The sequence below is a fragment of the Curtobacterium sp. 24E2 genome (assembly GCF_016925595.1).
GTDB lineage: Bacteria > Actinomycetota > Actinomycetes > Actinomycetales > Microbacteriaceae > Curtobacterium.
In genome coordinates this window covers 3,093,590-3,118,323 of sequence record NZ_CP068987.1, presented here as the reverse complement: position 1 = coordinate 3,118,323, position 24,734 = coordinate 3,093,590, and the positions used below count along the sequence as shown (strand labels likewise).

21 protein-coding genes and 2 pseudogenes are annotated in these 24,734 nt (G+C 72.7%); 15 read left to right on the top strand and 8 right to left on the bottom strand.

The genetic code is table 11. From position 1 onward, the window contains the following. Window positions 1-3 precede the first annotated feature (3 nt). The 4 genes from JN350_RS15190 (at window position 4) to JN350_RS15175 (ending at window position 4,595) form a co-directional block, all read left to right on the top strand. On the top strand, window positions 4-1,263 hold the full coding sequence (locus tag JN350_RS15190) for a class I SAM-dependent RNA methyltransferase (RefSeq protein WP_205462713.1): 1,260 nt from the start codon (window positions 4-6) through the stop codon (window positions 1,261-1,263). 131 nt (window positions 1,264-1,394) lie between these two features. Next, a complete protein-coding gene (locus tag JN350_RS15185; protein ID WP_111086608.1) occupies window positions 1,395-2,111 on the top strand; it encodes a response regulator transcription factor in 717 nt (238 codons plus the stop codon). A gap of 262 nt (window positions 2,112-2,373) precedes the next feature. Then, entirely contained in the window at window positions 2,374-3,549 is a 1,176-nt protein-coding gene (locus JN350_RS15180) for a sensor histidine kinase (protein ID WP_205462712.1), read from the top strand. After that, a complete protein-coding gene (locus JN350_RS15175; protein WP_205462711.1) occupies window positions 3,546-4,595 on the top strand; it encodes a hypothetical protein in 1,050 nt (349 codons plus the stop codon). Before JN350_RS15180 ends, JN350_RS15175 begins: the two co-directional genes overlap by 4 nt. A 613-nt stretch (window positions 4,596-5,208) precedes the next feature. On the opposite strand, the gene JN350_RS15170 is transcribed toward JN350_RS15175, so the two are convergent. Together JN350_RS15170 and JN350_RS15165 are read right to left on the bottom strand one after the other, a co-directional pair. After that, window positions 5,209-5,463: an acyl-CoA carboxylase subunit epsilon gene (locus JN350_RS15170; protein ID WP_205464481.1), complete on the bottom strand. Its 255-nt coding sequence runs from the start codon at window positions 5,461-5,463 to the stop codon at window positions 5,209-5,211. 4 nt (window positions 5,464-5,467) lie between these two features. Next, window positions 5,468-7,056 (bottom strand): annotated as a pseudogene (locus JN350_RS15165) (acyl-CoA carboxylase subunit beta); the annotation flags it as partial. 73 nt (window positions 7,057-7,129) lie between these two features. Here JN350_RS15165 and JN350_RS15160 point away from each other — a divergent pair. The 4 genes from JN350_RS15160 to JN350_RS19740 all read left to right on the top strand — a co-directional run bounded on the left by JN350_RS15160 (window position 7,130) and on the right by JN350_RS19740 (window position 11,820). After that, on the top strand, window positions 7,130-7,930 hold the full coding sequence (locus JN350_RS15160) for a biotin--[acetyl-CoA-carboxylase] ligase (RefSeq protein ID WP_205462710.1): 801 nt from the start codon (window positions 7,130-7,132) through the stop codon (window positions 7,928-7,930). Window positions 7,931-7,934: 4 nt separating this feature from the next. Further along, window positions 7,935-8,483 (top strand): PH domain-containing protein, encoded by a 549-nt coding sequence (locus JN350_RS15155; RefSeq protein ID WP_205462709.1) that lies wholly within the window; start codon window positions 7,935-7,937, stop codon window positions 8,481-8,483. A gap of 65 nt (window positions 8,484-8,548) precedes the next feature. Further along, window positions 8,549-9,856, top strand: coding sequence for a UDP-glucose dehydrogenase family protein (locus JN350_RS15150; protein ID WP_205462708.1), 1,308 nt, complete (start codon window positions 8,549-8,551; stop codon window positions 9,854-9,856). A gap of 74 nt (window positions 9,857-9,930) precedes the next feature. Continuing rightward, a complete protein-coding gene (locus JN350_RS19740) occupies window positions 9,931-11,820 on the top strand; it encodes a hypothetical protein (protein WP_240347355.1) in 1,890 nt (629 codons plus the stop codon). Here JN350_RS19740 and JN350_RS19735 read toward each other — a convergent pair. The 3 genes and pseudogenes from JN350_RS19735 to JN350_RS15140 all read right to left on the bottom strand — a co-directional run bounded on the left by JN350_RS19735 (window position 11,795) and on the right by JN350_RS15140 (window position 13,866). Beyond that, on the bottom strand, window positions 11,795-12,310 hold the full coding sequence (locus tag JN350_RS19735) for a hypothetical protein (protein ID WP_240347354.1): 516 nt from the start codon (window positions 12,308-12,310) through the stop codon (window positions 11,795-11,797). The genes JN350_RS19740 and JN350_RS19735 overlap by 26 nt on opposite strands. A gap of 199 nt (window positions 12,311-12,509) precedes the next feature. Next, window positions 12,510-13,340, bottom strand: a pseudogene (locus JN350_RS21115) (DUF2142 domain-containing protein); the annotation flags it as partial. A gap of 10 nt (window positions 13,341-13,350) precedes the next feature. After that, on the bottom strand, window positions 13,351-13,866 hold the full coding sequence (locus JN350_RS15140) for a GtrA family protein (RefSeq protein WP_205462706.1): 516 nt from the start codon (window positions 13,864-13,866) through the stop codon (window positions 13,351-13,353). Window positions 13,867-13,982: 116 nt separating this feature from the next. Between JN350_RS15140 and JN350_RS15135 the strand changes: the two genes are divergently transcribed. From JN350_RS15135 to JN350_RS15115, 5 genes are all read left to right on the top strand, one after another. Beyond that, entirely contained in the window at window positions 13,983-15,119 is a 1,137-nt protein-coding gene (locus tag JN350_RS15135; RefSeq protein ID WP_205462705.1) for a 5-(carboxyamino)imidazole ribonucleotide synthase, read from the top strand. Between the two features lie 276 nt (window positions 15,120-15,395). Further along, window positions 15,396-16,667, top strand: coding sequence for a glycoside hydrolase family 6 protein (locus JN350_RS15130; protein ID WP_205462704.1), 1,272 nt, complete (start codon window positions 15,396-15,398; stop codon window positions 16,665-16,667). Continuing rightward, window positions 16,628-17,368, top strand: coding sequence for a hypothetical protein (locus JN350_RS15125; RefSeq protein ID WP_205462703.1), 741 nt, complete (start codon window positions 16,628-16,630; stop codon window positions 17,366-17,368). The genes JN350_RS15130 and JN350_RS15125 overlap by 40 nt, the downstream gene beginning before the upstream one ends. 1,242 nt (window positions 17,369-18,610) lie before the next feature. After that, window positions 18,611-19,078 (top strand): 5-(carboxyamino)imidazole ribonucleotide mutase, encoded by a 468-nt coding sequence (gene purE, locus JN350_RS15120; protein WP_240347746.1) that lies wholly within the window; start codon window positions 18,611-18,613, stop codon window positions 19,076-19,078. Between the two features lie 236 nt (window positions 19,079-19,314). Continuing rightward, the gene (locus JN350_RS15115) at window positions 19,315-20,076 is read left to right on the top strand and encodes a glycoside hydrolase family 16 protein (RefSeq protein ID WP_205462702.1); all 762 of its coding nucleotides are present in this window, start codon (window positions 19,315-19,317) and stop codon (window positions 20,074-20,076) included. A gap of 24 nt (window positions 20,077-20,100) precedes the next feature. Here JN350_RS15115 and JN350_RS15110 read toward each other — a convergent pair whose 3' ends face one another. Together JN350_RS15110 and JN350_RS15105 are read right to left on the bottom strand one after the other, a co-directional pair. Continuing rightward, window positions 20,101-21,243 carry a glycosyltransferase family 4 protein gene (locus tag JN350_RS15110; protein ID WP_205462701.1) on the bottom strand — a complete coding sequence of 381 codons (1,143 nt, stop codon included), beginning with the start codon at window positions 21,241-21,243 and terminating at the stop codon, window positions 20,101-20,103. Between the two features lie 173 nt (window positions 21,244-21,416). Next, complete coding sequence (locus JN350_RS15105; protein ID WP_205462700.1) at window positions 21,417-22,355, bottom strand: lysylphosphatidylglycerol synthase transmembrane domain-containing protein; 939 nt, start codon at window positions 22,353-22,355, stop codon at window positions 21,417-21,419. Window positions 22,356-22,384: 29 nt separating this feature from the next. Here JN350_RS15105 and JN350_RS15100 point away from each other — a divergent pair, with 29 nt between their 5' ends. Both JN350_RS15100 and JN350_RS15095 read left to right on the top strand, forming a co-directional pair. Continuing rightward, on the top strand, window positions 22,385-22,810 hold the full coding sequence (locus JN350_RS15100) for a hypothetical protein (protein WP_205462699.1): 426 nt from the start codon (window positions 22,385-22,387) through the stop codon (window positions 22,808-22,810). Further along, window positions 22,807-23,562, top strand: coding sequence for a glycosyltransferase family 4 protein (locus JN350_RS15095; protein WP_205462698.1), 756 nt, complete (start codon window positions 22,807-22,809; stop codon window positions 23,560-23,562). Before JN350_RS15100 ends, JN350_RS15095 begins: the two co-directional genes overlap by 4 nt. Window positions 23,563-23,566: 4 nt before the next feature. Here JN350_RS15095 and JN350_RS15090 read toward each other — a convergent pair whose 3' ends face one another. Next, the gene (locus JN350_RS15090) at window positions 23,567-24,724 is read right to left on the bottom strand and encodes an acyltransferase family protein (protein WP_205462697.1); all 1,158 of its coding nucleotides are present in this window, start codon (window positions 24,722-24,724) and stop codon (window positions 23,567-23,569) included. Window positions 24,725-24,734 lie beyond the last annotated feature (10 nt).

Here is a 24,734-nt window from a genome sequence, read left to right as displayed (position 1 = left end):
ACCATGGGTGAATCCGTCGGAACGCTGCTCGAACTCGACGTCACCGGGATCGCCCACGGCGGCATCTCGGTGGCACGGCACGAAGGCCGGGTGGTCTTCGTCTCCGACGCGATCCCCGGGGAGCGCGTCGTCGCCCGGGTGACCGAGGACCGGAAGAAGTCGTTCTGGCGCGCCGACACCGTCAGCGTCGTCACCCCGAGCGAGCACCGCGTCGACCACGTCTGGGCCGAGGCCGCACTCGACCGCGACCCCGAGACGCGCCCGGGCGGTGCCGAGTTCGGCCACATCGCCCTCGCGCACCAGCGCACGCTGAAGCACGACGTGCTCGTCGACTCGTTCTCGCGGTTCGCGCACACGGACCTGACGTCGGTGCTCGGCACGGACGTGGTCGTCGAGGCCGCACCCGGCGACGACGCCGCGAACGGCCTCGGCTGGCGCACCCGGGTCCGGCTGCACGTCGACGAGCACGGTACCGCCGGTCCGTTCGCCGCACGCTCGCACTCGGTCATCCCCGTCACCAGCCTGCCGCTCGCGAACGACGCCGTGCAGCAGAGTGCGCCGCTGGGCCGTGGCGTGATGCCCGGGTCGTCGGTCATCGACGTGCTGGCACCCAGTGGCTCCGAGGGCGCGCGCCTGGTCATCGACGAGCAGAAGCCCACCGTGGTGACAGAGGTCGTGGGGGAGCGCACCTTCGAGGTGGACGACAACGGGTTCTGGCAGGTGCACCGTGCCGCGGCGTCGGTGCTCACCGAGGCCGTGCAGGACCTGGTCGACCGCGACCGACTCGACCCCGAGGGCACCCACCTGGACCTGTACGGCGGTGTCGGCCTGCTCGCCGCCGCGCTCGGCGACCTCGTCGGCCCGAAGGCGCGCCTCACGAGCGTCGAGAGCGCCGCGCGCGCGACCGAGCACGCGCAGGAGAACCTCTCCGAGTGGCTCGGTGCGCGCGCCGAGACCGGACGGGTCGACCGCTGGCTCGCGAACACCGTGGCGAACGCCTCGCGCGCCGAGAAGGACCGGTTCAGCGCCGGCACGATCGTCCTCGACCCGCCGCGCGCCGGCGCCGGTCGTCAGGTGGTCGAGCAGATCGCGGCCCTGCACCCGTCGCAGGTCGTCTACGTCGCCTGCGACCCCGTCGCGCTCGCCCGCGACGTCGCGACGTTCGCCGACCTGGGGTACAAGCTCGAGGCGCTGCGGGCGTTCGACCTGTTCCCGCACACGCACCACATGGAGGCCGTGGCGCGCCTGACACCCGCGCGCTGACGGGCAACCGGGCGGTTTCGTCCGCGTGGCGCGTCCGGTTTCCCCGGACCTGAGTCCAGCCTGGGTATCCTGGGCGCTGATGGCGATCCGGTTTCAGGGGCCGGGGACGCGCATCGGAACGAGAGGCCACAGTGGGAGCAGGAACGACAACCGCAGCCGAGACGTCGGGCACGGCCACCAGGCCGGTCCGGGTCGCGATCGTGGACGACCATGAGTCCGTGCGACTCGGGATCCAGGCGGCGTGCCAGAACGAGGGCTTCGAGGTGGTGCTCACCGCCGCGAGCGTGCCCGAGTACGTCCAGAACCTCGACGGGCGTGAGGTCGACGTCGTCGTCCTCGACCTGTCCCTCGGTGACGGCTCGACCGTCACCGAGAACGTCAAGGGTGTGCAGGGCACCGGCTCCGCCGTGCTCGTGCACTCCATCGCGGACCGCGTCGCCAACGTCCGTGAGGCACTCGCAGCAGGGGCTGCCGGTGTCATCCCGAAGTCGTCCGCCACGAAGACGGTGATGGCAGCGGTCGCCACCGTCGCCCGTGGTGACGTGCTGAACAACCTCGAGTGGGCGAGCGCCATCGACGCCGACCGGGACTTCGCGAAGGCCCAGCTCGGCCGACGCGAGCGCGAGATCCTGCACCTGTACGCCTCGGGTCTGCCGCTCAAGCTGGCGGCGCAGCAACTCGGCATCGGGTACTCCACGGCTCGTGAGTACCTCGACCGCATCCGCGTGAAGTACGTCGAGGTCGGTCGCCCGGCCCCGACGAAGGTCGACCTGCTGCGACGGGCGGTCGAGGACGGCATCCTCCCCGGGCTCGACTCGGGCATCGACCCCGACGGCGACGGTCGCTGAACACGATGGCGAGCGCGGCTGAGCCGGCGTCGCGCCGGGGAGCGGCCCGGGGGCCGGTCGGGGAACCGGTCGGCGCTTCGGCCGCGGGTCGGTCGGCGGTGGTGCGGCGTCGGTCGGCGATCGTCCGGCGACGGGCCAGGCCGGGCGCGTCTCAGCAGGCTCTGGTCGTGCTCCCGGTGACGAACCGGTCGGCTTCGGTGACGGCGCGCCGTTCGGTGCCGACCCGTCGCGCAGCGTCCGAGCGTCGATCACGCAGGCGTCGGTGGAGCGTGCCTTCGCGATCCTGCTGGCGATGACCGCGGTCGGCCTCGGCATCGTCGACACCCCGGCGGTCCTCGCCCAGCTGCCGTACCTCGATCCGTTCTGGGGCCCGGTCGTCGCGATCGCGCTGGGGGCGTCGTTCGTCCTGGTCGGGGTCTCGGCGTTCGTGCCGCGGGTGGCGCAGTTCGCGCAGATCCTGTGCGCCCTGCTCTTCCTGGTCGCGTTGACGACGTGGCCGCTCACGGTGCAGGACTCGATCCCGTCCACGCAGCAGCCGTGGCCGTGGTGGTTCTGCACCGTCGGCTCGACGGCGGCCGCCATGGGCTTCGCCACCTGGCGGGCCACGATCTACACCGCACTCGTACCGGCGATTTACGTCGTCCTCCGGCTCACCCCGGTCGGCGGCGACGCCGGGCTCGTCCGTGCGCTGCTCGACGGCGTGTACACGGCGCTGCTCAGCGGTGCGGTGCTCGTCATCGCCGTGGTCCTCCGCCGGGCAGCGTCGTCGGTCGACACGGCGCAGTCGACCGCGGTCCGCCGGTACTCGCTCGCCATCCGCGAGCACGCGGTCGAGGTGGAGCGCGTGCAGGTCGACGCGATCGTGCACGACAGTGTGCTGACGACGCTGCTCTCCGCCGCGCGGGCCGACACACTCGAGGCGAAGACCCTCGCCGCCCGCATGGCACGGAACGCCATCGACCACCTCGAGGCCGCAGCGGCCGACGGCCCGGACGACGACACCCCGGTCACGCTCGCCGACCTCCGCACCCGCATCGGCGAGGGGATCGGTGCCCTCGCGGCGCCCGTCCGGCTCGTAGCGGCCCCGGCCGGTTCGGTCCGGTTGCCGGCGTCGGTCGCGGATGCCCTCGCGTCAGCAGCACTGCAGGCCGCCGTCAACAGCGTCCAGCACGCCGGTGGGCCCGACGTCGCCCGGTGGGTCCGCGTCGAGCAGCACGACGACGGCGTGCACGTCGAGGTCGGTGACGACGGTCGCGGCTTCGACGTCGCGACGATCCCCGCAGAGCGACTCGGTGTGCGGCGGTCGATCATCGAGCGCGTCGCCGCCGTCGACGGCCGTGCCGAGGTGCACAGCGCCCCGGGCGAGGGCACGCGCATCGAGCTGCGCTGGTCGCCGACCACGCCGTCCACGCTCCCGGCGACGGGAGCCGGAGCATGAGGGTCTCCCTGCCCGCGAGCATCGCGCTCGGCCTGGCGTCGCTGTTCTCCCTGTACCACCTGGTCCTCGCCGTCGCGTCGCTGCAGCGCGTGCACGACGTCGGCCCCGTCATCGCCTGCATGGTCCTCTACGCCGCGGCCACCGGCCTCGCGCTGTTCGTGCCCGGCAAGGTCCTGCCGGTCTGGACGGCGTGCTTCTCGCTCGCCACCGCGATCGTGATGCCGCTCGTCGCGGCGCCGGTCGTCGACCTGGCGAACGGTCCGGGTTCCGCCACGTGGTGGATCGCGGCCGTCGGTACGCTGATGGTCGTGCTCGTCGTGCGGGGACGCGGCCCGTTCGCCTGGGCCGGGGTCCTGTTCCTCGCGGTGTACACGGTCGCCTGGGCCGGTCTCGACGCGCTCGGCACACTCGGGGTGCTCGGCAGCGTGGCCTGGGTCGCGATCGCCACGGTGTTCGCCATCGCCATGAACCGTGCCATCCGGAACACCCGCGAGCTCGTCCGTGCGGAGCAGGAGACCGCCGACTGGCAGGCGGCGCAGGACGCCCACGTCTTCGAGCGGCAGTTCCGCCTGAGCCAGACCACGCGGATGGCGCTGCCGATGCTGCAGCGGATCATCGACTCGTGCGGTGACCTCGACGACGCGGACCGGGCCGAGTGCCTGCACCTCGAGCAGGCCATCCGCGACGAGATCCGCGGCCGCTCCCTGCTGTCCGAGGACGTCCGCGACGAGGTCATGCGCCTGCGCCGCCGCGGAGCGACGGTGCAGCTGCACGACGACGGCGGTCTCGACGAGCTCGAGGTCGACGACGTCCGCCGCATCCACGCCCGCATCGCCGAGGCGCTCCGCCAGGCCCGCGAGGCCGACAACGTCATCGTCCGCACCGTCAGCGAGGGGTCCGACTCCGCGGTCACGGTCGTCGGGCTCAAGCTCGACACGGCCGCGAGCGAGTCCGCAGCCCTCGGAGCGAGCATGGAGGACGACGACGGCGACGAGGACGACTCCGTGGCCCTCTGGCTCGAGATCCCGCGGCACGAGCCCGCCTGAGGCGCGCAGCGCCTGCTCGAGCTCGCGCCCGGTGCATGCGTGTCGTCCGACGAACCACGAGGTGATCGACGCGTGGAGTGTCGCGAAAGTGGCGCGCGCGGCAGTGGACGCGGGACGCAGCGGCCGGGAGGCGCGGGGCGGCGCCGCCACGGGCCTCCCGGCTGACACGTGGTCGCGCCGGGCTGGCGCCGACGGCTGACGCGATCATTCCGACAACGCACGAGTCGTTCGACGCGTGGAGTGTCGCGGATGGGGTGCGCGCGAACGCCCCCGGAAACGGGAACGGGCCGGTCGTATCCGACCGGCCCGTTCACGACCCGAGGCTGAGCGACAACCCGAATGTCGCCCTGCCTCGCAGCGGGCGGTGGCGTCGTACCCTAGTCGGCCACCGACCTGCGATGTTCTTCGTTGAAGGACACCGAACACCAGTAACTATGCCAACCCACAACCCCGGTGTCAGTCGTCATTATGGGGGACAAATTCGGCATTTCCGGCCCTCTTGGGCGATTCGTGTCCCCCGTGCGAGGGGATACCGACCGGGAAGTGCAGCCTGCAACGCCCATCGGGTCGGGGACACCAGGGGTACAGGGAGGCCAACGGAGGTCAGCGGAGGTCAGCGGAGCGATCGGCTCCAGGCGCCGGGGCCGTGGTCGAGCGGACGACGCAGACCGCGGGCCGACGCCTGCCACCCGGTCCGCGGCTCGTCGACGACCTCGGCGCGCCCGGCCGCCGCGGCCTCGTCGGCCTGGCGCTGCAGCACGGCCACGACCGCTGCGAGCTCCTCGGGGGTGGGCTCGCCGGAGACCACCCGGACGTCGGCCACCGAGGCGGGCTCGTCCGAGGGCACCGGAGCTGCGTGCCGGCCCATCAGAGGGGATGTTCCCGTGCTTCTTGGGCGGCAGCGTCGCACGCTTGCCACGCAGGGCACGCAGGGCCTTGATGACCGAGACGCGGGTGGCGTGCGGCTGGATGATGCCGTCGAGCTCACCGCGCTCGGCCGCCAGGTACGGCGACGCGACGTTGTAGGTGTACTCGTTCGCGAGCTTCGTGCGGACCGCTGCGACGTCCTCGCCGGACTCCTCGGCGCGCTTGATCTCGGCGCGGTACAGGATGTTGACGGCGCCCTGACCGCCCATGACGGCGATCTCGGCGGTCGGCCAGGCCAGGTTGATGTCGGCGCCGAGCTGCTTCGAGCCCATCACGATGTACGCGCCGCCGTAGGCCTTGCGCGTGATGACGGTGACGAGCGGGACGGTGGCCTCGGCGTAGGCGTACAGCAGCTTCGCGCCGCGCCGGATGACCCCGGTCCACTCCTGGTCGGTACCGGGCAGGTAGCCGGGCACGTCGACCAGGGTCAGGATCGGGATGCCGAACGCGTCGCAGAACCGCACGAAGCGGGCTGCCTTCTCGCCGGCGTCGATGTTCAGCGTGCCGGCCATGGCCTGCGGCTGGTTCGCGATGATGCCGACGGTGCGGCCCTCGACCCGGCCGAAGCCGATCAGGATGTTCGGCGCGAACAGCGGCTGGACCTCGAGGAACTCGCCGTCGTCGACGACGTGCTCGATGATCGTGGTGACGTCGTACGGCTGGTTCGTCGAGTCCGGGATCACGACGTCGAGCTCGTGGTCGGCGTCGGTGGTCTCGAGCTCGGGGGCGACGTCGTAGGCGGGGGCGTCGGACAGGTTGTTGTCCGGCAGGAACCCGATGAGCGAGCGCGCGTAGTCGAGCGCGTCGGACTCGTCCTCGGCCAGGTAGTGGGCCACGCCGGAGACCGCGTTGTGGGTCTGCGCGCCGCCGAGCTCCTCGAAGCCGACGTCCTCGCCGGTGACGGTCTTGATGACGTCGGGGCCGGTGACGAACATGTGGCTGGTCTTGTCGACCATGATCACGAAGTCGGTGAGCGCGGGGAGTACACCGCGCCGCCGGCGGCCGGGCCCATGATGATCGACAGCTGCGGGATGACGCCGGACGCCTGGGTGTTGAGGCGGAAGATCTCGCCGTACTTGCCGAGCGCGACCACGCCCTCCTGGATCCGGGCCCCGCCGGAGTCGAGGATGCCGATGATCGGCACGCCCGTCTTCAGCGCGTGCTGCATCACCTTGATGATCTTCTCGCCGGCGACCTCGCCGAGCGAGCCACCGAAGACGGTGAAGTCCTGCGCGTACACGGCGACGTTGCGGCCGTGGATCGTGCCGACGCCGGTGACGACCGCGTCGCCGTAGGGGCGCTTGGCGTCCATGCCGAACGAGGTGGTGCGGTGCCGGACGAACTCGTCGAACTCCACGAAGGAGTTCTCATCGAGCAGCTGCTCGATGCGTTCGCGCGCGGTGCCCTTGCCCTTGGCGTGCTGCTTGGCGATCGCGGACTCGCCCGCGGCGGTCACGGCCTCGTGGTACCGCTCGCGGAGGTCGGCCAGCCGGCCTGCCGTCGTCGAGAGATCGGGGGTGTCTCCTGAAGTCACCCGCTCACCCTACCGGCGGCGAGGTCGGGGCCGGTTGGAGGACCCCACGGTTCCTGCCCGTACATTTGCGTGCATGTCCACATCCCCGTCGTCGTCGTTCCCCGCCACCAGCGAAGCGGTCCGGTCGACGGGCGCGACCCTCACCGTCCCGGACGAGACGGGCTCCACCAACGCCGACCTGCTCGCCGCAGCACCCGAGCAGCAGCACGGCAGCGTGGTCGCGACGCTCCACCAGACCGCGGGCCGGGGGCGCCTCGACCGCACGTGGCGTGCACCGGCGGGCGAGGCGCTGGCCGCGAGCCTGCTCGTGCGCGCCGACCTCGCCGACCACGACCGTGGTTGGCTGCCCCTCGTCGCCGGGGCCGCCATGCGCGACGCGATCGCTCGGGTGCTGCCCGCCGACGCCGACGTCGTCGTCAAGTGGCCGAACGACGTCCAGGTCGCAGGCGACAAGGTGTGCGGCATCCTCTGCCAGGTCGCCTCCGACGGCAGCATCGTGATCGGCGCCGGCGTGAACCTCACGATCCCCGCCGACCGCCTGCCGACCCCGACGTCGACGTCGCTGCTCGTGGCCGGCGCGGTCGACGACGCCCGCGCGTTGGCAGATGCGGTCCTGTCCGCCTTCCGGGCAGCCGTCCTGGAGGCCGTGGCCGCGTTGGTCACGGGTGGTCCCGCCGCCGAGTCGGTCCGGTCGCACGTCCGTGCCGCGTGCGGCACGATCGGTCGCCGCATCCGCCTCGAGCTGCCCGACGGCACCGTGGAAGAGGCCGACGCCACCGGCATCGACGACGAGGGCCGCATCACGATCCGGGATCGAGCGGGCGCCTCCAGGGGCGTCGCCGTGGGGGACGTCACCCACCTGCGGTATGCATGACGGCATGACCGCCGAGCCGCCGCCCGAACGCGTCGTCGCTCGCCTGCGACCGCACGCTCGTCGGCTCGTGCGCCCGGCGGTGTTCGTCGTGCTGGTCGTGGTCGCCGGCGGGTTCGGGTTCGGCGTGTTCCAGGCGCAGCTGGCGTGGCTGAACGCCGTCGTCGCCGGACTCGTCGTGGTGCTCGTGGTGTTGGGCGGCGCCGTGCCGTTGTTCCGGTGGATGTCCGAGCGGTACGTCGTCACGACCCGGCGGCTCGTCGTCGTGCACGGGCTCGGCACACGCACCCGGCAGGAGCTCCTGCACTCCCGCGGGTACGACGTGACGGTGCGCCGGCGCGGACTCCAGGGCGTGTTCCGCTCCGGCGACGTCCTGGTGTTCCCGGGCGACGACCCCGCCGTGGTGCTCGCGGACGTGCCGCACGCCGACCTCGTGGTGGCCGTCCTGCACGACTTGGTCGAGGCGTACGAGGCCCGGCGGCGCCACCGCGAACCGGACTGGGACGAGATCGTCGGCGGGCCGGACCGACCACCGTGGGGCGACGTCCGCGCCTGACCGCGGGCGCGACCCGGTGGGCGGCCAGTGTGTGACTTCGATCAGAAACCGGTACCGTCTTCGACGTGCGTATCTCTGTCATCGGCTGCGGGTACCTCGGTGCCGTGCACGCCGCCTCCATGGCCAAGCTCGGACACGAGGTCGTCGCCGTCGACGTCGACCCGACGAAGATCGAGCGGCTCGCCGCCGGGGAGGCCCCGTTCTTCGAACCCGGTCTCCCGGAGATCCTGACCGAAGCGCTCGCCTCGGGTCGGATCCGCTTCACCACGGACATGGCCGAGGTCGCCGGTGCCCGCGTGCACTTCCTCGCCGTCGGCACGCCCCAGAGCCCGACCGGTGCCGCGGACCTGACCTACGTGGACGCCGCGGTCGCCGCGCTCACGCCGTACCTGTCCGCCGGCGAGTTCGTCGTCGGCAAGTCGACCGTCCCGGTCGGCACCGCCGCGCGCCTCGCCGCCGAGGTGTCCGAGGCCGTGCCCGGGGCGACGCTCGTCTGGAACCCCGAGTTCCTGCGCGAGGGCTTCGCCGTGCAGGACACCATCAGCCCGGACCGCTTCGTCTACGGTGTGCCGGACGGTGCCGCCGGACAGGCCGCCGTCGACACCCTCGACGAGGTCTACGCCGAGGCGCTCGCGTCCGGCACCCCGCGACTCGTCGTCAACCTGCCGACCGCCGAGCTCGTCAAGATCAGTGCGAACGCGTTCCTCGCCACGAAGATCTCGTTCATCAACTCGATGGCCGAGATCGCCGAGGTCGCCGGCGCCGACGTCACCGCGCTCGCGGACGCCATCGGCCACGACGCCCGCATCGGCCGCAAGTTCCTGAACGCCGGCCTCGGCTTCGGCGGCGGGTGCCTGCCCAAGGACATCCGCGCGTTCCAGGCGCGGGCGAACGAGCTCGGCGTCGGGGAGTCCCTGGCGTTCCTGGCCGACGTCGACGCCACGAACCTGCGCCGTCGCGCCCACGTCGTCGAGCTGGCGCAGGAGCTGCTCGGCGGGGTCGTGACCGGCAAGCGCGTCGCGGTGCTCGGCCTGGCCTTCAAGCCGAACTCGGACGACGTCCGTGACTCGCCCGCCCTCGACATCGCCGCGCGCCTGCACGAGCTCGGTGCCACGGTGTCGGCCTACGACCCCGAGGCCGTCGTCACCGCGCGTCGCGTGCACCCGGAGCTCGACTTCGTCGAGACGGCGGCGGACGCGCTGTCCGGCGCGGACCTGGTCCTCGTGCTGACCGAGTGGACCGAGTTCCGCGAGCTCGACGCGACCACGGTGGCGTCCCTGGTGTCGAGCCCGGTCGTCATCGACGGCCGCAATTGCCTCGACCGCGACGCCTGGACCGCAGCGGGCTTCACGTACCGCGGCATGGGGCGCTGAGCGACATCGCGACGACGGGGGACGTGACCACGGCCGGGACACCGGAGGTGACCGGCGCGGACACGGAGTCCGCCGTGGGGCCACGCGCCGTCGCGCACGCCGCGGCACCGCTCGCACGGCCGCGCGGGCGCCGGCGGCAGGTCGGCGCATTCCACGAGGGCCGCCGGCCGTCGCGCGCATCGCTCGTGGGCAACGGGGCGCTCCTGGTCGTCGCGTCGGTACTGGTGGGCATCGTCGCGTACCGGACGCGGCTCGAGGTGACCAACATCGACGGCATCTCATACATGTCGATCGCCGAGCAGTACGCCGGCGGTCACTGGGCGGACGCCGTCAACGGGTACTGGTCCCCGATGGCGTCGTGGCTGATGGCACCGGTGATGCTGCTGGGCGCCGGGCCGAGCACCGCGTTCGCGATCGTGAACCTGGGCGCGAGCATCGCGGTGATGGGCATCGGAGCCTGGCTGCTGCTCCGCACGACCGGCAACGGCTGGACGGCCGCGTGGTCGATCGTGGCCACCGCTCCGCTCATGATCGCCAACGTGGCACTGCAGACCCCGGACACCCTCGTGCTGGCGTGGGGGCTCGTCTTCGTGTGGTCGCTGCTCGCCGCCGACCGCGCCTGGCACGGGTCCGTCCCTCGGATCCTCCTGGCCGCCGTGGTCATCGGCCTCGTCTGCGCGCTCGGGTACTTCACGAAGGCGTTCCTGGTCCCGGTGTTCCTGGTGGTCGTCCCGGTCTGGGCACTGGTCCGCTGGTTCCAGGACCGGCGTGACGCGCGCGAACTCCGCTCCCTCCTGCTCCCGACCGTCGCGCTCGTCGCCGTGGTGGTGCTCTCCGCTCCCTGGGTCATCGCGCTGTCGGCCAAGTTCGGCGGCGTCGAGCTCGGATCGTCGCTGACCGTCAACGTCTCGAAGAAGTTCTCGGACGCGTCCGGCTCCGACTACGACGACGTCCGCATCCCGTCGCCGCCCAACGACCTGGCGGTCTCGCCGAACGAGGACCGCACGCCGTCGCTCTACGAGTCGCGCGTGTTCTCCGCCGAGCGGGAGCTGCCGATCCGCCTGCCCGCCGGCACCCCCGTCGCGGAACCGGTCGAGAGCAGCACGACGACGCTCGTCGGCAAGCTGACCTACTACGTCCAGGAACGGCTCGAGGCGCTGCCGTTCTACTTCGCGCGCATCGGGTCGTTCGCGCCCTTCGCGCTGGGCATCGGCGTCGTGTTCGTCGGGGCGGCGATCGCGGGTGTCGTGCACTACCGGCGGTTCGTGTTCGCGAGCATCGTCGGGATCTTCTCCGGCGTGTACCTGCTCGGGTACGCGGGCATCGCCACGGTGGACACGCTGGGCGGCAACGCCCGGTACTACCTGCCGCTCTTCACGGGGTCGGTGCTCGTCGCCGGTGCGCTGCTGCCGACGTTCTGGCGGGCGGCACGTCGCGGCCGCCGCGTCCGACAGGTCGTCGCGGTGCTCGCGTGCGTGCTGCTCGTGGTCGCCTCGTACAGTCAGAACGTCAACAACGTCAGGGCGCCGTTCTCGACGTTGGCGGTCCGCCCGACGGGGTTCCCGGCCGGGCAGGTGCTCGGCGGGGTCGTCCACCCGGACGAACCGCTCGTCGAGTCGTTGCGTGCGGCCGACGTGATCCCGGCCGGCAGCAAGATCCTCGGCACGAACACCCGCAACACGGTGCTCATCGCGTTCCGCCTCGGGGCGCAGATGTACGGCGAGGACGGGCAGGCGTACGACTACCAGGACCCGGCGTTCGTCGCCCTGCTCCGCGAAGCCGGCATCCAGTACTTCCTCAACTACACGAACCCGCGCAACCCGCAGGTCCGCGACTACTCGGCCATCGGGCCCGTCGTCGGCACGTTCCCGGTGTACCAGGTGTGTTCCGACGAGAAGGGCGCTCCGGTGCAGTCCTGCTCGGTCGACGTGATCCAGGTCACCGGGACGGGGACGGGGAACTGACCGGCACCGGCCGGACCCGCCACGCCTGCTGCACGCCGACGGTCAGTCCGACGGCGACCAGGACCGCCAGGACGACGACCACCGCGAACGGCACCGGCCCGGCCGCCTCGTAGCGGTCGACGCTCGCGGCGGACACCGGCCCCCGTGCGGCGTTCCAGAACCAGCCGGACACGACGACGAGTCCCCACAGCCCGACCGTCGGCAGACCGACGGCGAGGACCCGCACGGTCGCCGTCCGCGCCGCACCGGTCAGGGGGAGCCGTCGCCACGCGATCGCGCTGAGGACCACGAGGCACACGATCGCCGGGAACACGTAGCGGCCCTGCGTCCCCGCGACCTCGGTCGTCCGCAGGTACGCCTGCGCGCTGCTGACCGTCTGCAGGAGCAGCAGGAGTGCGGGGAAGACGGCCAGGCACCGCGCCGGGATCGCCGTCCCACCGCGGCGGAACGCCCAACCGAGCACCACGACGAGGGCGACGACGGTCAGCACGGCGGTGAGCGTGTCGCCGATGCTGACCTGGGCCCGTTGCCCGGGGAGCCCCAGAAGGTGCGTGCGAGCGTGCCGAAGCTGACGTCCGCGAAGTGCGGGACCGACGGGTGCTCACCCGGGGGAAGGGACGGTCCGGCCGGATCGCCGCGTAGCCGTCGGGCTGCAGGGTGTGGAACACCACGAGGTTGCGGACCCACCACCACGCGCCGAGCGCCGCCGCCACGGCGAGCGTGCCCGCGGTCCGGAGCAGACGGGCGGCCAGGGACAGGCCTCCTGCCCCTGCCCCGCCCACCAGCACCACGAGCGCCACGAACGGGATCGCGGGCAGCCCGGTGCCCTTCGTCGCCACGAGGACACCGAGCGTGACACCGAGGCGGAGCAGCGTGCGACGGCGGAGGTCACCGGTCAGCACGCGGGACGCGAGCCACACGACGAGTCCGCCGAAGAGCAGCACCGGTGCGTCGTTGGTGACCGAAGCGCCGATCGACGCGAGCTGCGGCACCGCGAAGAGTGCGAGGGCGCCGAAGACGGCGGCCCGCGGCGAGCGGGTCACCCTGCGGACGGCAGCCCACGTCAGCAGGGCGACGGGCGTGACCAGGGCGGCGTCGAACAGACGGAGTCCGACGAGCGCGTGGTCCCACCGGAGCGAGCCGTGGTGCAAGACCCGGAGCACCAGTGCATCGGCGACGTAGGCGGTCGGCGGGTGCTGGGTCATCTGGTCGACCGTCTCGGAGTCACCGGGGTGTGCCGCGAGCAGCGCGTCGACGGTCGACCACGAGGACGCTTCGCCGGAAGCCTGCTCCTGCTGCGCCGCCCGCACGGCGTTCGACACGTGCAGGGTCCCGGGGGCCGGCCAGCCGGAGCCGGTCGCCACGTGCAGCGCGGCGTCGAAGTGCGCGGGTTCGTCCGGGGCCTGGAACGCCGGCACGACGAGTGCCCAGAGGACGAGCCAGAGGCCGAAGGTCGCCGTGAGGACCGCGATCCGCACGGCCTCCGACCGGGTGACGACGGGGTGCGGTGCGTGTTGCATCGCGTCGAGACTACTGGCCGGAGACCTCGGACCGGGGCGCCGGGGCGATCGACGTGTCGTCGACCGGCGTCACGACGGTGGCGGCGTCCCGGGCCCAACCGCCGCGCTCGGGGTGGTACACCCACACCTTGTAGAGCCAGAACCGGAACGCGGTCCCGAGCACGAGTCCGATCACGTTGCCGGAGACGTTGTCCGCCAGCGCCGACGTGAAGCCGAGGACGTAGTGCGAGATCCCGAGGCACCCGAGCGAGATGACCATGCCGCCCAGCGAGACGACGACGAACTCGATGCCCTCGCGGGTGGCGACGGCACGGCGCTGCTCGCGGAACGTCCAGTAGCGGTTGCCCATCCAGTTCACGAAGATGGCGACCACGGTCGAGACGACCTTCGCCCAGAACGGCCCGGAGTGCACCTCGTCCGGGTTGAGCACGGTCGCCCGCAGGACGTTGAAGATCGTGGTGTCCACGACGAAGCCGACGGCGCCGACCACACCGAAGCGTGCCAGCTGGGCAATGAGGCGCCGCACGTGCCCTCCAGGATCCGTAGAGTTGTCACGGGCCGTGCACGACAGCGCGACCCGAACAGCGATTGTAGGCAACGCGTTCTCACCGCTCGGTGTGAACGCCGGAAGGATCACACAGCATGGCGTTGCGCGTCGGGGTCATCGGCGGAGGACAGCTGGCACGGATGATGGTGCCGGCCGCCGTCGAGCTGGGGATCGACATCCGGGTCCTCGCCGAGGGACCGGGCATGTCGGCATCGATCGCCGCCACGGCCGAGGGCGACTACCACGACGTCGAGACCGTCCTGGCGTTCGCCCGCGACGTCGACGTCGTCACCTTCGACCACGAGCACGTGCCGCAGGACGTCCTGCGCGCCCTGGTCGACGCCGGCGTCGCCGTGCGCCCAGGCCCGGGCCCGCTCGCCGTCGCCCAGGACAAGATCACCATGCGCACGAAGCTCAGCGAGCTCGGCCTGCCCGTGCCGGACTGGGCGGCGGTGCACGACCCGGACGAGCTCCGCGCGTTCCTCGACGAGCACGGCGGCCGTGCGGTCGTCAAGACGCCGCGCGGCGGCTACGACGGCAAGGGCGTCCGGGTCGTGTCGGACCCCTCCGACGTCGACGACTGGTTCATCGCCGTCGCCGAGGCCGGTGGCGGCCAGGCGCTGCTCGCCGAGGAACTCGTGCCGTTCACCCGCGAACTCGCGCAGTCCGTCGCCCGACGGCCCTCCGGTCAGGTCGTCGCCTGGCCCCTCGTCGAGACCGTGCAGCGCGACGGGGTCTGCGCCGAGGTCATCGCCCCGGCACCCGACAGTGCCGGACGCATCGCCGACGTGACCGAGTCGATCGCGGTCCGGATCGCCGAGGAGCTCGGGGTCACCGGTGTCCTGGCCGTCGAGCTGTTCCAGACCGACGACGAGCGCATCCTGATCAACGAGCTCGCGATGCGCCCGCACAACACCGGGCACTGGACGATCGACGGTGCGACGACGAGCCAGTTCGAGCAGCACCTGCGTGCCGTCCTCGACCTGCCGCTCGGTGCCACCGGGTCGTTCGCCCGGGCCGCCGTGATGATCAACGTGCTCGGCGGACCGGCCGACGGCGACCTCGCCGCCCGCTACCCGGCTGCGCTCGAGGCGTTCCCCGAGGCGAAGTACCACTTCTACGGCAAGGCACCGCGCCCGGGTCGGAAGATCGGCCACGTCACGGTGATCGGCGACGACGTCGACGACGTCGTCTACCGGGCGCGCGCAGCGGCGGCGCACTTCGACGACTGACACCGGGTCCGTCGACCGGGCGGATGACGGACTGGGCCCACGCCGCCGGTCCCGGAACGGCGCGCCAGCGGCGGTCCGGCCCTGCCGGTGGCGGGAGGCCCGTGGCGACGCCGCCACGGGCCTCCCGTCCGTCGGCGGGTCGCGTCCAGGGCGGCCGGCGCGTCCCCAGGACTGCCGACACCCGCTCGGGTGGCACCCGCACTGGCGGGTGGTGACCCGCGCACGGCCCGTGTTCCCATGGACCGGTCAGGGGTCGATCGTCCGAGGAGTGTGTCCATGCGCCGCCGTCCGCGCCGTGCTGTCCTCTGCGGCGCCACCGTCGCACTCACCGCCCTCGTCGGCACCCTGCTGCCGGTGACCGGCGCGTCCGCTGCCACGTCCGCCACGACGATCCGGTCCGCATCGGCTGCGTCGCTGTACGGTGCCGGTCCGTACCGGTCGCCGACGAGCGAAGCAGCCAAGGCGGCCACCGCGCTCGCCGCATCGGACCCCGCCGGTGCCGCCGCGGCCGCGACGATCGCGCGGTACCCCGTCGCGACCTGGCTCGGCGAGTGGACCCAGGGCGCCCAGCTGACCAGGACGATCAGCGCTGCGGTCACCGGCGCCGACGATTCCGGTACCACCCCGGTGTTCGTGTTGTACGCGATCCCGGACCGGGACTGCGGCGGGTACTCCGCCGGTGGGTTCTCGGAAGCCTCCTACGACGCCTGGGTCGACCAGGTGACCGCCGCGCTCGCTGGACACCGCGCCGCCGTCGTCGTCGAGCCGGACTCGCTCGCGATGCTCAGCAACGCGAAGTGCAGCACCACGCTCGACGAACAGCGCTACCGGATCCTCTCCCGCACCGTCGCCGGGCTCACCGCCGCAGGCGTGCCGGCGTACCTCGACGCCGGCAACTCGAACTGGGTGCCGCCGGCGACCATGGCGGCCCGGCTGAACAGCGCGGGCGTGCAGCAGGCCCGCGGGTTCTTCACCAACGTCGCGAACTACTACCCGACCGCCCAGGAGCAGGCCTACGCGCAGAAGGTGTCCGCGGCGACCGGGGGCTCGCACTACGTGATCGACACCTCGCGGAACAGCCAGGGCTGGCGGGGGAACTGGTGCAACGGTCCCGGCGCCGGGCTCGGCACCTCGCCCCGGGTCGTCGCCGACGGCACCGCCCTCGACGCCCTGCTGTGGGTGAAGACCCCCGGCGCGAGCGACGGCACCTGCGACGGTGCCCCGGCCGCGGGCACGTGGTGGTCCGCTTACGCCCAGGCCCTGGTCGCGAACGCCCGACTCGGCGCACCCGCGGCCGACCTGGCGCCCCGGGGATCGCTCGAGGTCGTCGCCGGCACCGGGGTGGCGTGCGGGTGTTGGGGTGGGCCTACGACGAGGACGACCCCACGCAGCCCGTCCAGGTGCGCGCGACCGTCGACGGCGCGGCGGCTGGCGCCACCAGCGCGGACGGCGACCGACCCGACGTCGACGCAGTCGCCGGGGTGGGCCGGGCCCACGGGTTCTCGGCCGTGGTCCCGGCCGCCGAGGGCATGCGCCGCGTCTGCGTGACGGCGGTGAACACCGGCGCCGGCTCCGACACGACGCTCGGCTGCGCGTCCGTCCGGGCGTACCGGCACGACCCGTCCGTCGCGCTCGAGTCGGCGCAGGTCGCGGTCGGCGGCATCGCGGTCAGCGGGTGGGCCTTCGACGGGGACGACGTGACGAGCACCACCGCCGTCGCGTTCACGGTTGACGGGAAGGCCGTGTCGACCCTGTCGGCCGGCCGTGCGCGGGCCGACGTCGACCGCACCTGGGGAGCGGGTCCGTCGCACGGGTTCGCGGGGACCGTGACGGCCGGTGCGGGCAAGCACACCGTCTGCGCGGTCGCGCGGAACGTCGGGCCGGGTGCCGATCGCGTGTCGAGCCCGTGCCGGACGGTCACCGTGCCCGTCGCCGCCCCGGTCGGTCGGCGGGACGCGGTCTCCTCCGACGCGGCCGGCCGGGTGCGCGTCCGCGGCTGGACCTTCGACCGCGACGCCCTCGAGCGTCCGGTCACCGTGCGCGTGACGGTCGGCGGCTCGGTCGTCGGGACCGTGGTCGCCGACCGGAAGCGGAGCGACGTGGACCGGGTGCACGGCGGCGGTGCGCAGCACGGGTTCGACGGCGTGGTGCGGGTGGCAGCCGGCAGCCGATCGGTGTGCCTGACCGCGGTCGGGATCGGCCGGGGCGGCGACACGTCGCTCGGGTGCGCGACGGTGCGGGTGCGCTGAGGCACGGCGCGCCTGGGGCGTGGCGCGTGTGGGCGCGCCCGTGGCTCGGTGCGGGAGGATGGCGGCATGCCACGTGATCTCGTCCGCCGGGCCGCTCGCCGACTCCGTCGCGCCGTCGTCGGCACGCCGCCCCGCCCCGAGCCGTCGTCGGTGCCCGCTCGTGCGCCGCTGCCGGTGCTCGGGTACGTCGTCGCCGGTGCGGACGGTGCGCACCCGGCGTCCGCCCACGTGCGCGTCGTCCGGCGCACCGAGCACCTGGCGGCGAGCGGCACGACAGCGGTCCGCCAGGTCGACCCGGTGGCGTTCGTCGACGGGACCGACGCCACCGCGTACGCCGCCGTGCTGGTGCAGCGCGACATCCTGCCGCGCGACGCCGTGCAGCCGTTCCTCGACGCCGCCGCAGCCCGCGGGGTCCGCGTCGTCGGCGAGGTCGACGACGACTTCTTCACCGATTCCGGGCGCCGACGGCTCGCACGGGCCGAGTACGACCCGGACCGACTCGCCTCGATCGACGCGCTGGTCCGCGGCGCCGACACCGTGGTCGTGAGCACACCGGAACTCGCCGGCGTCGTGCGCCCGGTCGCCCGCGACGTCACGGTCGTGCCGAACGCCCTGGACCCCGGGCTCTGGACGCCGGGCGCCGCAGAGCACGACGACGATCGCCCCGACGGTGAGCACCGGGTGCTCTACATGGGCACCCTCACCCACGCCGCCGACCTCGAACTCCTGCGCGACGTGTTCACCGACCTGACGACCGCGGACGGCACACCGATCCGGCTCGAGGTCATCGGGGTGACCGCCGAGGGCGGTGCCGACTGGTTCCGCCGGGTCGAGGTGCCGGACGGCCACTACCCCGCGTTCTCCCGCTGGCTCGTCGCCCACCGCGAACGGTGGCGTGCCGGTGTCGCCCCGTTGCGCGACGAGGAGTTCAACCGTGCCAAGAGCGACCTGAAGTTCCTGGAGTACACCGCGCTCGGGCTCCCCGCGGTCGTCTCGGACCGGCCGTCGTACGCCCTGGCCCGGGCGCACGGAGCCGTCGCCGTCCCCGACGACCCCGCAGCCTGGCGGGACGCCGTGCGTGCCGCCGTCGAGCGCGGGACGGCCGACGAACGGGCCGTCCGGTGGGTCACGGGGAGCGGACGATCGGCCGCGAGGACGACGCCTGGCGCCGGGTGCTGCTCGGCTAGGCTCGTCCGCGTGACCGACACCGCCGCACCCGCTCAGCCGCTCGTCTCGATCATCATGGGGTCGGACTCCGACTGGCCGACGATGCGCGCGGCGGCGGACATCCTCGCCGAGCTCGGCATCCCGTTCGAGGCGGACGTCGTGTCGGCGCACCGCACGCCCGACAAGATGACCCGGTTCGCCCGCGGTGCCGCCGACCGTGGCATCCGCGTCGTGATCGCCGGGGCCGGCGGTGCGGCGCACCTGCCGGGCATGGTCGCGTCGATGACGACGCTCCCCGTGATCGGTGTGCCCGTGCAGCTCGCCCGACTCGACGGCCTCGACTCCCTGCTGTCGATCGTGCAGATGCCCGCCGGCATCCCCGTCGCGACGATGGCCATCAACGGCGCGGCGAACGCCGGACTGCTCGCCGCGCGCATCATCGGGTCCTCCGAGCCCGCCGTGGCCGCACGTCTGGCGGAGTACGCGATCGGGCTCGAGCGCCTGGTCGAGGAGAAGGCCACGCGGCTCCGCGACTCGCTCTGATGGCTGTCGTCGACCCGGATCGCGCCCCCGGACGGGGGACGGACGACGTGCTGAACGGGTCCTCACGGTGGCAGACGGAACGGTCTGCAACCCCCGCGTACTGGGGATAAAGCGGCCCTGTCAACCCCGCGCGCTGGCTGCATTCGACAACTACCTTGTACCGCGTGAGGCCGAGATCCGGCCCTCCGGCACCCACGGGAACGGGTGCTGACCGTCACGTCAGGGAGTGACAACGCATGCAGAAACGCGCCACGAAGCGAGCCGCACTCACCGTCGTGCTCCTCAGCGCCGCGCTCGTCGCGGGGCCGCTCGGTCAGGGGACCACCGCGACGGCAGCCACCACCTCGGCACCGGTCGGCAACATCGGCAAGTTCACACAGACCTTCCGCGAGGACTTCCGGACCACCGCCGCAGCCAAGGGGAAGTTCGCGAAGTCCTACGCCAAGTCGTGGCAGCCGTACCCGGACGGCACGGGCGGCATGTACTACTCGGGGACCCAGATCAGCGCGATCAACGGCACGATGGACGTGCGGCTCGACGGCAAGCGCGGCGCCGCCGGCACCTTCGGGTCGCCGACCGGAGCGTGGGGCCACAAGGGCGGGAAGTTCACCGTCCGTGCGATGGCTGCCGGAGGCAACGGGAACGGCGCCGCGTTCATGCTCTGGCCGTCCTCGGACACGTGGTCCGACGGCGAGATCGACTACCCCGAGTCGAACTTCGAGACCGCGCCGATGCTTCACCACCACTCGATGACCCCCGGTCGCGAAGCGACGGCGACGAGCCTGAGCACCGGGACGACCTGGCGGTCGTGGCACACCTACTCGATCGAGTGGATCCCCGGCAAGTCGGTGTCGTACTCCCTCGACGGCAAGGTCATCAAGACGGTCACGAAGGACGTCCCGACGACCGCGCACCGGTACATGTTCCAGGTGGGCAACTGGGGCGGCGTCGGGCACCTGTACATCGACTGGGTCACCACGTACTCGTACACGGGCTGACGCGGTCCGGGCGGTCGGACCGCCTCAGAGGTCCGCGTGCAGCTGCCAGGTCTCGGCGGCCGAGTCGGCCCAGTCGTACATCCGGGCTCGGTCGGGTCCGGCGACGGCGAGCTGACCGGCCAGCAGCGGGTCGTTGACGACCTGGTAGACGGCCTGCGCGAGGCGCTCGGGGTACGATTCCCGCGGCCCGCGGGCGACGGTCACCCCGGCGTCCGAGGCGACCTCGGCCACGGCCGGGTCGTCGGAGTGCACCACCGGCGTCCCGAAGCTCATCGCCTCGATGACGGGCAGCCCGAACCCCTCGGCCAGGCTCGGGAACACGAAGACGGTGGCACGGTCGTACGCGACGGCGAGGTCGGCGTCGTCGATGCGGCCGAGCACCTTCACCCGGTCGCGCGACAGTCCGGCGCGCTCGGCGGTGCCGTACACGTCGACGTCGCCCCAGCCGTCCGGTCCGGAGATCACGAGGGGGATGTCGGCGGGGGCGTCCGGGTGGGCGAGCGCCTCGATCAGCGACGCGAGCGCCTTGCGGGGCTCGAGGGTTCCGACCGCCAGGACGTACCGGTCAGGCAGGCCGAGCCGCTCGGCGCGGACGTCGGCGTCGACCGGCAGGCGGAGTCTGCCGCTCGGCGCGCCGCCGATGACCCGGAGACGCTCGTCGAACCGGTGGATCTCGTTGAGGGCGCTCGCGACCGCGTGGGTGGGCACCACGACGGCGTCGGCGTGCTTCCACGCCCGCTTCACCATCGCCTTGTGGAAGTGGACGCCGCGCGGCGTCAGGGTCTCCGGGTTGGTCCACGGCACCGTGTCGTGCACGGTGACGACCGTCTGGCGGCCCGGGTCCTGGAAGCGGTTGTGCTTCACCAGGGGCGCGAGGACGCTCGGTGCGTGCACCATGCCCTTCGCGACGCCGCCGACGACTCCGCCTTGCCAGGCGAGCGAGAGCTCACGGCGCGGCAGTGCGAGGCGGTCGAGTTCCACCAGTCCGGGCAGGAGCGTGCGGATGTGGGCGAGCTCGTCGCGGCCGACCGCCGACACGATGCCGGCGACGTCGCAGCCGGCCGGGGCGTTGTCGATCAGGTGACGTGTGAGCTCTTCGGCGTAGCGACCGATCCCGCCCGGGACCGGTGCGACGACCTGGTCCACGACGACGTGCAGAGTGGTCATGCGGTGCGCCTCCTCGTGGTGCTGCCGTGCGCACGGCGCGGTCGGTAGCCGACCATATCAGTCGGTTCGGGGAGGGACCGGAGCGCCGCCGCGACGCGCGGCGGCGGCCGTCACCCGACGGTGCCGGGCCGCGAGCACCGCACCGGCACCGGCCAGGACGACGTCGCCGATCGTCATGAACACGCGGCTGATGACGGCGAGGGCGAGGGGGCAGAGCCGCCGGCGACGCTGCCGAGCAGGAGCACCAAGATGCCCTCACGCGGCCCGATGCCGGCCGGGGCGATGACGACGACGAACCCGACGAGCCACGCCACGGCGTAGGCGCCGACGGCCACGGGGAACAGCGTCGGCGAGTCGGCCCCGAACACCCGCAGCACCACGGTCGCCTGCACGCCGTACGCCACCCACATCACGAGCGACCAGATCAGCGACATCGCCGTGCCGGACCAGGTGAGCGTGGTGTCCTGGGCGGGACGGCGGAGCACACGGAACGCCAGCGCGATGAGCCGACCGAGCACGGGCGGCGTCAGGCACACGAGCCCGACCACGATCACGGGGATGAGCCACCAGAAGGTCGCGAACCCGGTCGACGACGCGAGGAGCACCGCGATGATCCCGACGATCGCGGCGGTGACCATGCTGACGAGCATCGAGGCGAGCGCGGCGACGGCGCTGCCGGTGCGCTGGAGCCCGTGCGCCCGCCCGAGCTCGGCCTGGGCGGCGATCGACCACACGCCGCCGGGGATGTACTTGCCGAGTTGGCCGACGAAGAAGATGGACGACGCTGCGGCGAGCCGGACGTGGTACCCGCTGGCCGCCATCATCGCGCGCCACGACAGCATGTTCGCGAACAGGGCGACGATCGTGAAGACGATGCCGACGAGGACGGTGAGCGCGTCGAGCCGGCCGAAGTCGCGGGCGATGGCGTCCCACTGGCGCGCGATGCTCCAGACGAGGAACGCCAAGGCCACGACGGCCGCCACCCACTTCACCGCGGTGAGCACGCGGGCGCGCCGACCCCTGGTCGGGACCGCGCCGCTCGCGGCGTCGGAGGAGGTGTCGAGCGGGTCCTGGGACCCCGCGGCCGACCCCGTAGGCTGTTGTGCGTCCATCGACCGACAACTCTAAGGGAGCGCGCTGGATGCGACCCGATCCGGATCTCCGTCCGACCCTCCTCGTCGCTGCGTCGACCTTCCCGGCCGAGGCCGGCGACGGCACGCCCGGCTTCGTCCTCGACCTGGCGATCGCGCTGTCGGACGAGTACCGCGTCGTGGTGGTCGCCCCGATGACGAAGGGTGCCAGCGCACACCAGCGGATCGGTGACGTCGAGGTCCGGCGGTACGGGTACTTCCCGGCCCGCTGGCGCGACCTCGCCGACGGCGCCATCGTCGACAACCTCAAGGCGAAGAAGTCCCGCTGGTTGCAGGTGCCGTTCTTCTTCGTGTCCATGGCAGCCGCCCTCCGACGCGAACGACGCCGCTCGCAGCCGGACGTCGCGCTGCTGCACTGGATCATCCCCAGGGCGCCGTCGGTCAGCTCGTGCTCGGCGACCTGCCACGTGTGGTGACCACGCTGGGTGGCGACCTCTACGCCCTGCGTCACCCGCTCCTGCAGGCCGTCAAACGGTCCGTGATCCGCAGCGCCGCCTCCGTCACCTGCATGAGCACCGACATGGCGCGGGAACTCGGCAAGCTCGGCGCCCGCGACGAGCAGGTGCACGTCGTCCCGATGGGCGTCGACCTCGACCCGATCACGCGCGCCGTCGAGCGCGAGACGCGTGTCCCCGGTCGGGTCCTCTTCGTCGGCCGACTCGTCGAGAAGAAGGGCGCCACCGTCCTGCTCGACGCCCTCGACCGGATGACCGAGCAGCCGGCCGAGGTCGCCGTGGTCGGCGACGGCCCGTTGCGTGCGCAGCTCGAGGCACGTGCGGGCTCGGTCGTGACGTTCCTCGGCGCGCGCGGCAAGGAAGCGCTCGCGGCGGAGTACGCGACGGCCTCCATCGCGCTCTACCCGTCCGTACCGGCCGCGAACGGCGACCGCGACGGCCTGCCCGTCGCCCTGCTCGAGGCCATGTCCGCCGGCTGCGCGATCGTGGCGTCGGCGGTGCCCGGCATCGTCGACGTCATCGAGGACGGTGTGAACGGTCTGCTCGTCGCTCCCGGCGACGCCGACGCGCTGGCCTCGGCGGTCGACCGCCTGCTCGCCGACCCGCAGCTCGCCGAGCGGCTCGGCCGCGCTGCCGCGCAGACCGCCGCCGCGCACACCGTCGAGGCCGTCGGCGACCGCTACCGCGACCTGCTCGCCGCCGCGCGCGCCTGAGCCGCTAAGCCGCCCGGCGGTCGTCGTCCCGCAGACCGGCGTCCGCGCCGTCGTCGCGCGGAGCGGCCGGCCCCACGCGCCCCCGGCGCACGGTGATGGTCTTCGCCACGCGCTTCGCCAGGCGGTGCGCCGGCAGCTCGACGAGCCGCGCGAAGAGCCCGGCGACGACGACCGCCACGGGGATCGCGATGATCGGGGTCAGCCACGGCACCGACGTCGGCAGCAGGAGCGCGACCGACACCGTGATCGGCTCGTGCACCAGGTACAGGCTGAACGACAGCCGGCCGAGGGCTCGCGGCACGGGCCCGAGCATGACCCGTTCCGCCGGCAGCCACTTGCCGCACAGGAGCACGATGAGGCCTGCCGAGGCGAGGACCACGATCGGCACGTGCAGCCCGACCATCGAGCGGGGGACCCACCACTCGAAGGTGATCCCGAGCACCGCCAGCGCGGCGAGGGCCCATCCCGGACCCCGTCGGATCTCGGGGATCCGTTCCCAACCGGCGGCGAGGGCCGAGCCGAGCAGGAACATCGGCAGGTACATCAGCCAGTCCTCGTGGACCTGTCGCCCGTACGCCGACAGCAGCAGCGCGGCGACGGCGGTGAGCCACCATACCCGGCTGGTCGCCTTCGCCAGGAGCACGAACACCGGCAGCAGGAGCGAGAACGCGACCTCCCACGTCAGGGACCACAGGGGGCTGTTCAGCCGCGTGGGCGACCACAGCGTCACGTCGCCCAGCAGCCCGCCGGCGGTGAGCGGCTCGACGTGGCGGAGCAGCCAGCCCGACGAACCCGGGTCGGCGGTCCGCGGCACGAGCAGGAACAGGACCAGTGCGAGTGCGACCGAGGCGACCACCGGCACGTAGAGCCGCAGGAGCCGGCTCGGGTAGTACGCGAACCAGTCCTGCGCGCGTCGGAGCGACGGGAGCGTCAGGACGAAGCCGCTCAGCACGAAGAAGACGAAGACGGCCTCGCCGCCGGCCCAGAACAGGTGCAGTGGGGAGTCCACGAGCCACGCGCGGCTGGCCGGCACCGGCAGACCGTTGTTGCCGTCCGACAGCGACGGGACGACGAGCAGGCCGTGGTGGATCAGGACGACGGCAGCGGCGACTCCGCGGAGCCCGTCCAACGACCCGATGCGGCCGGCGGGTCGATCACGCATGACGTGATCC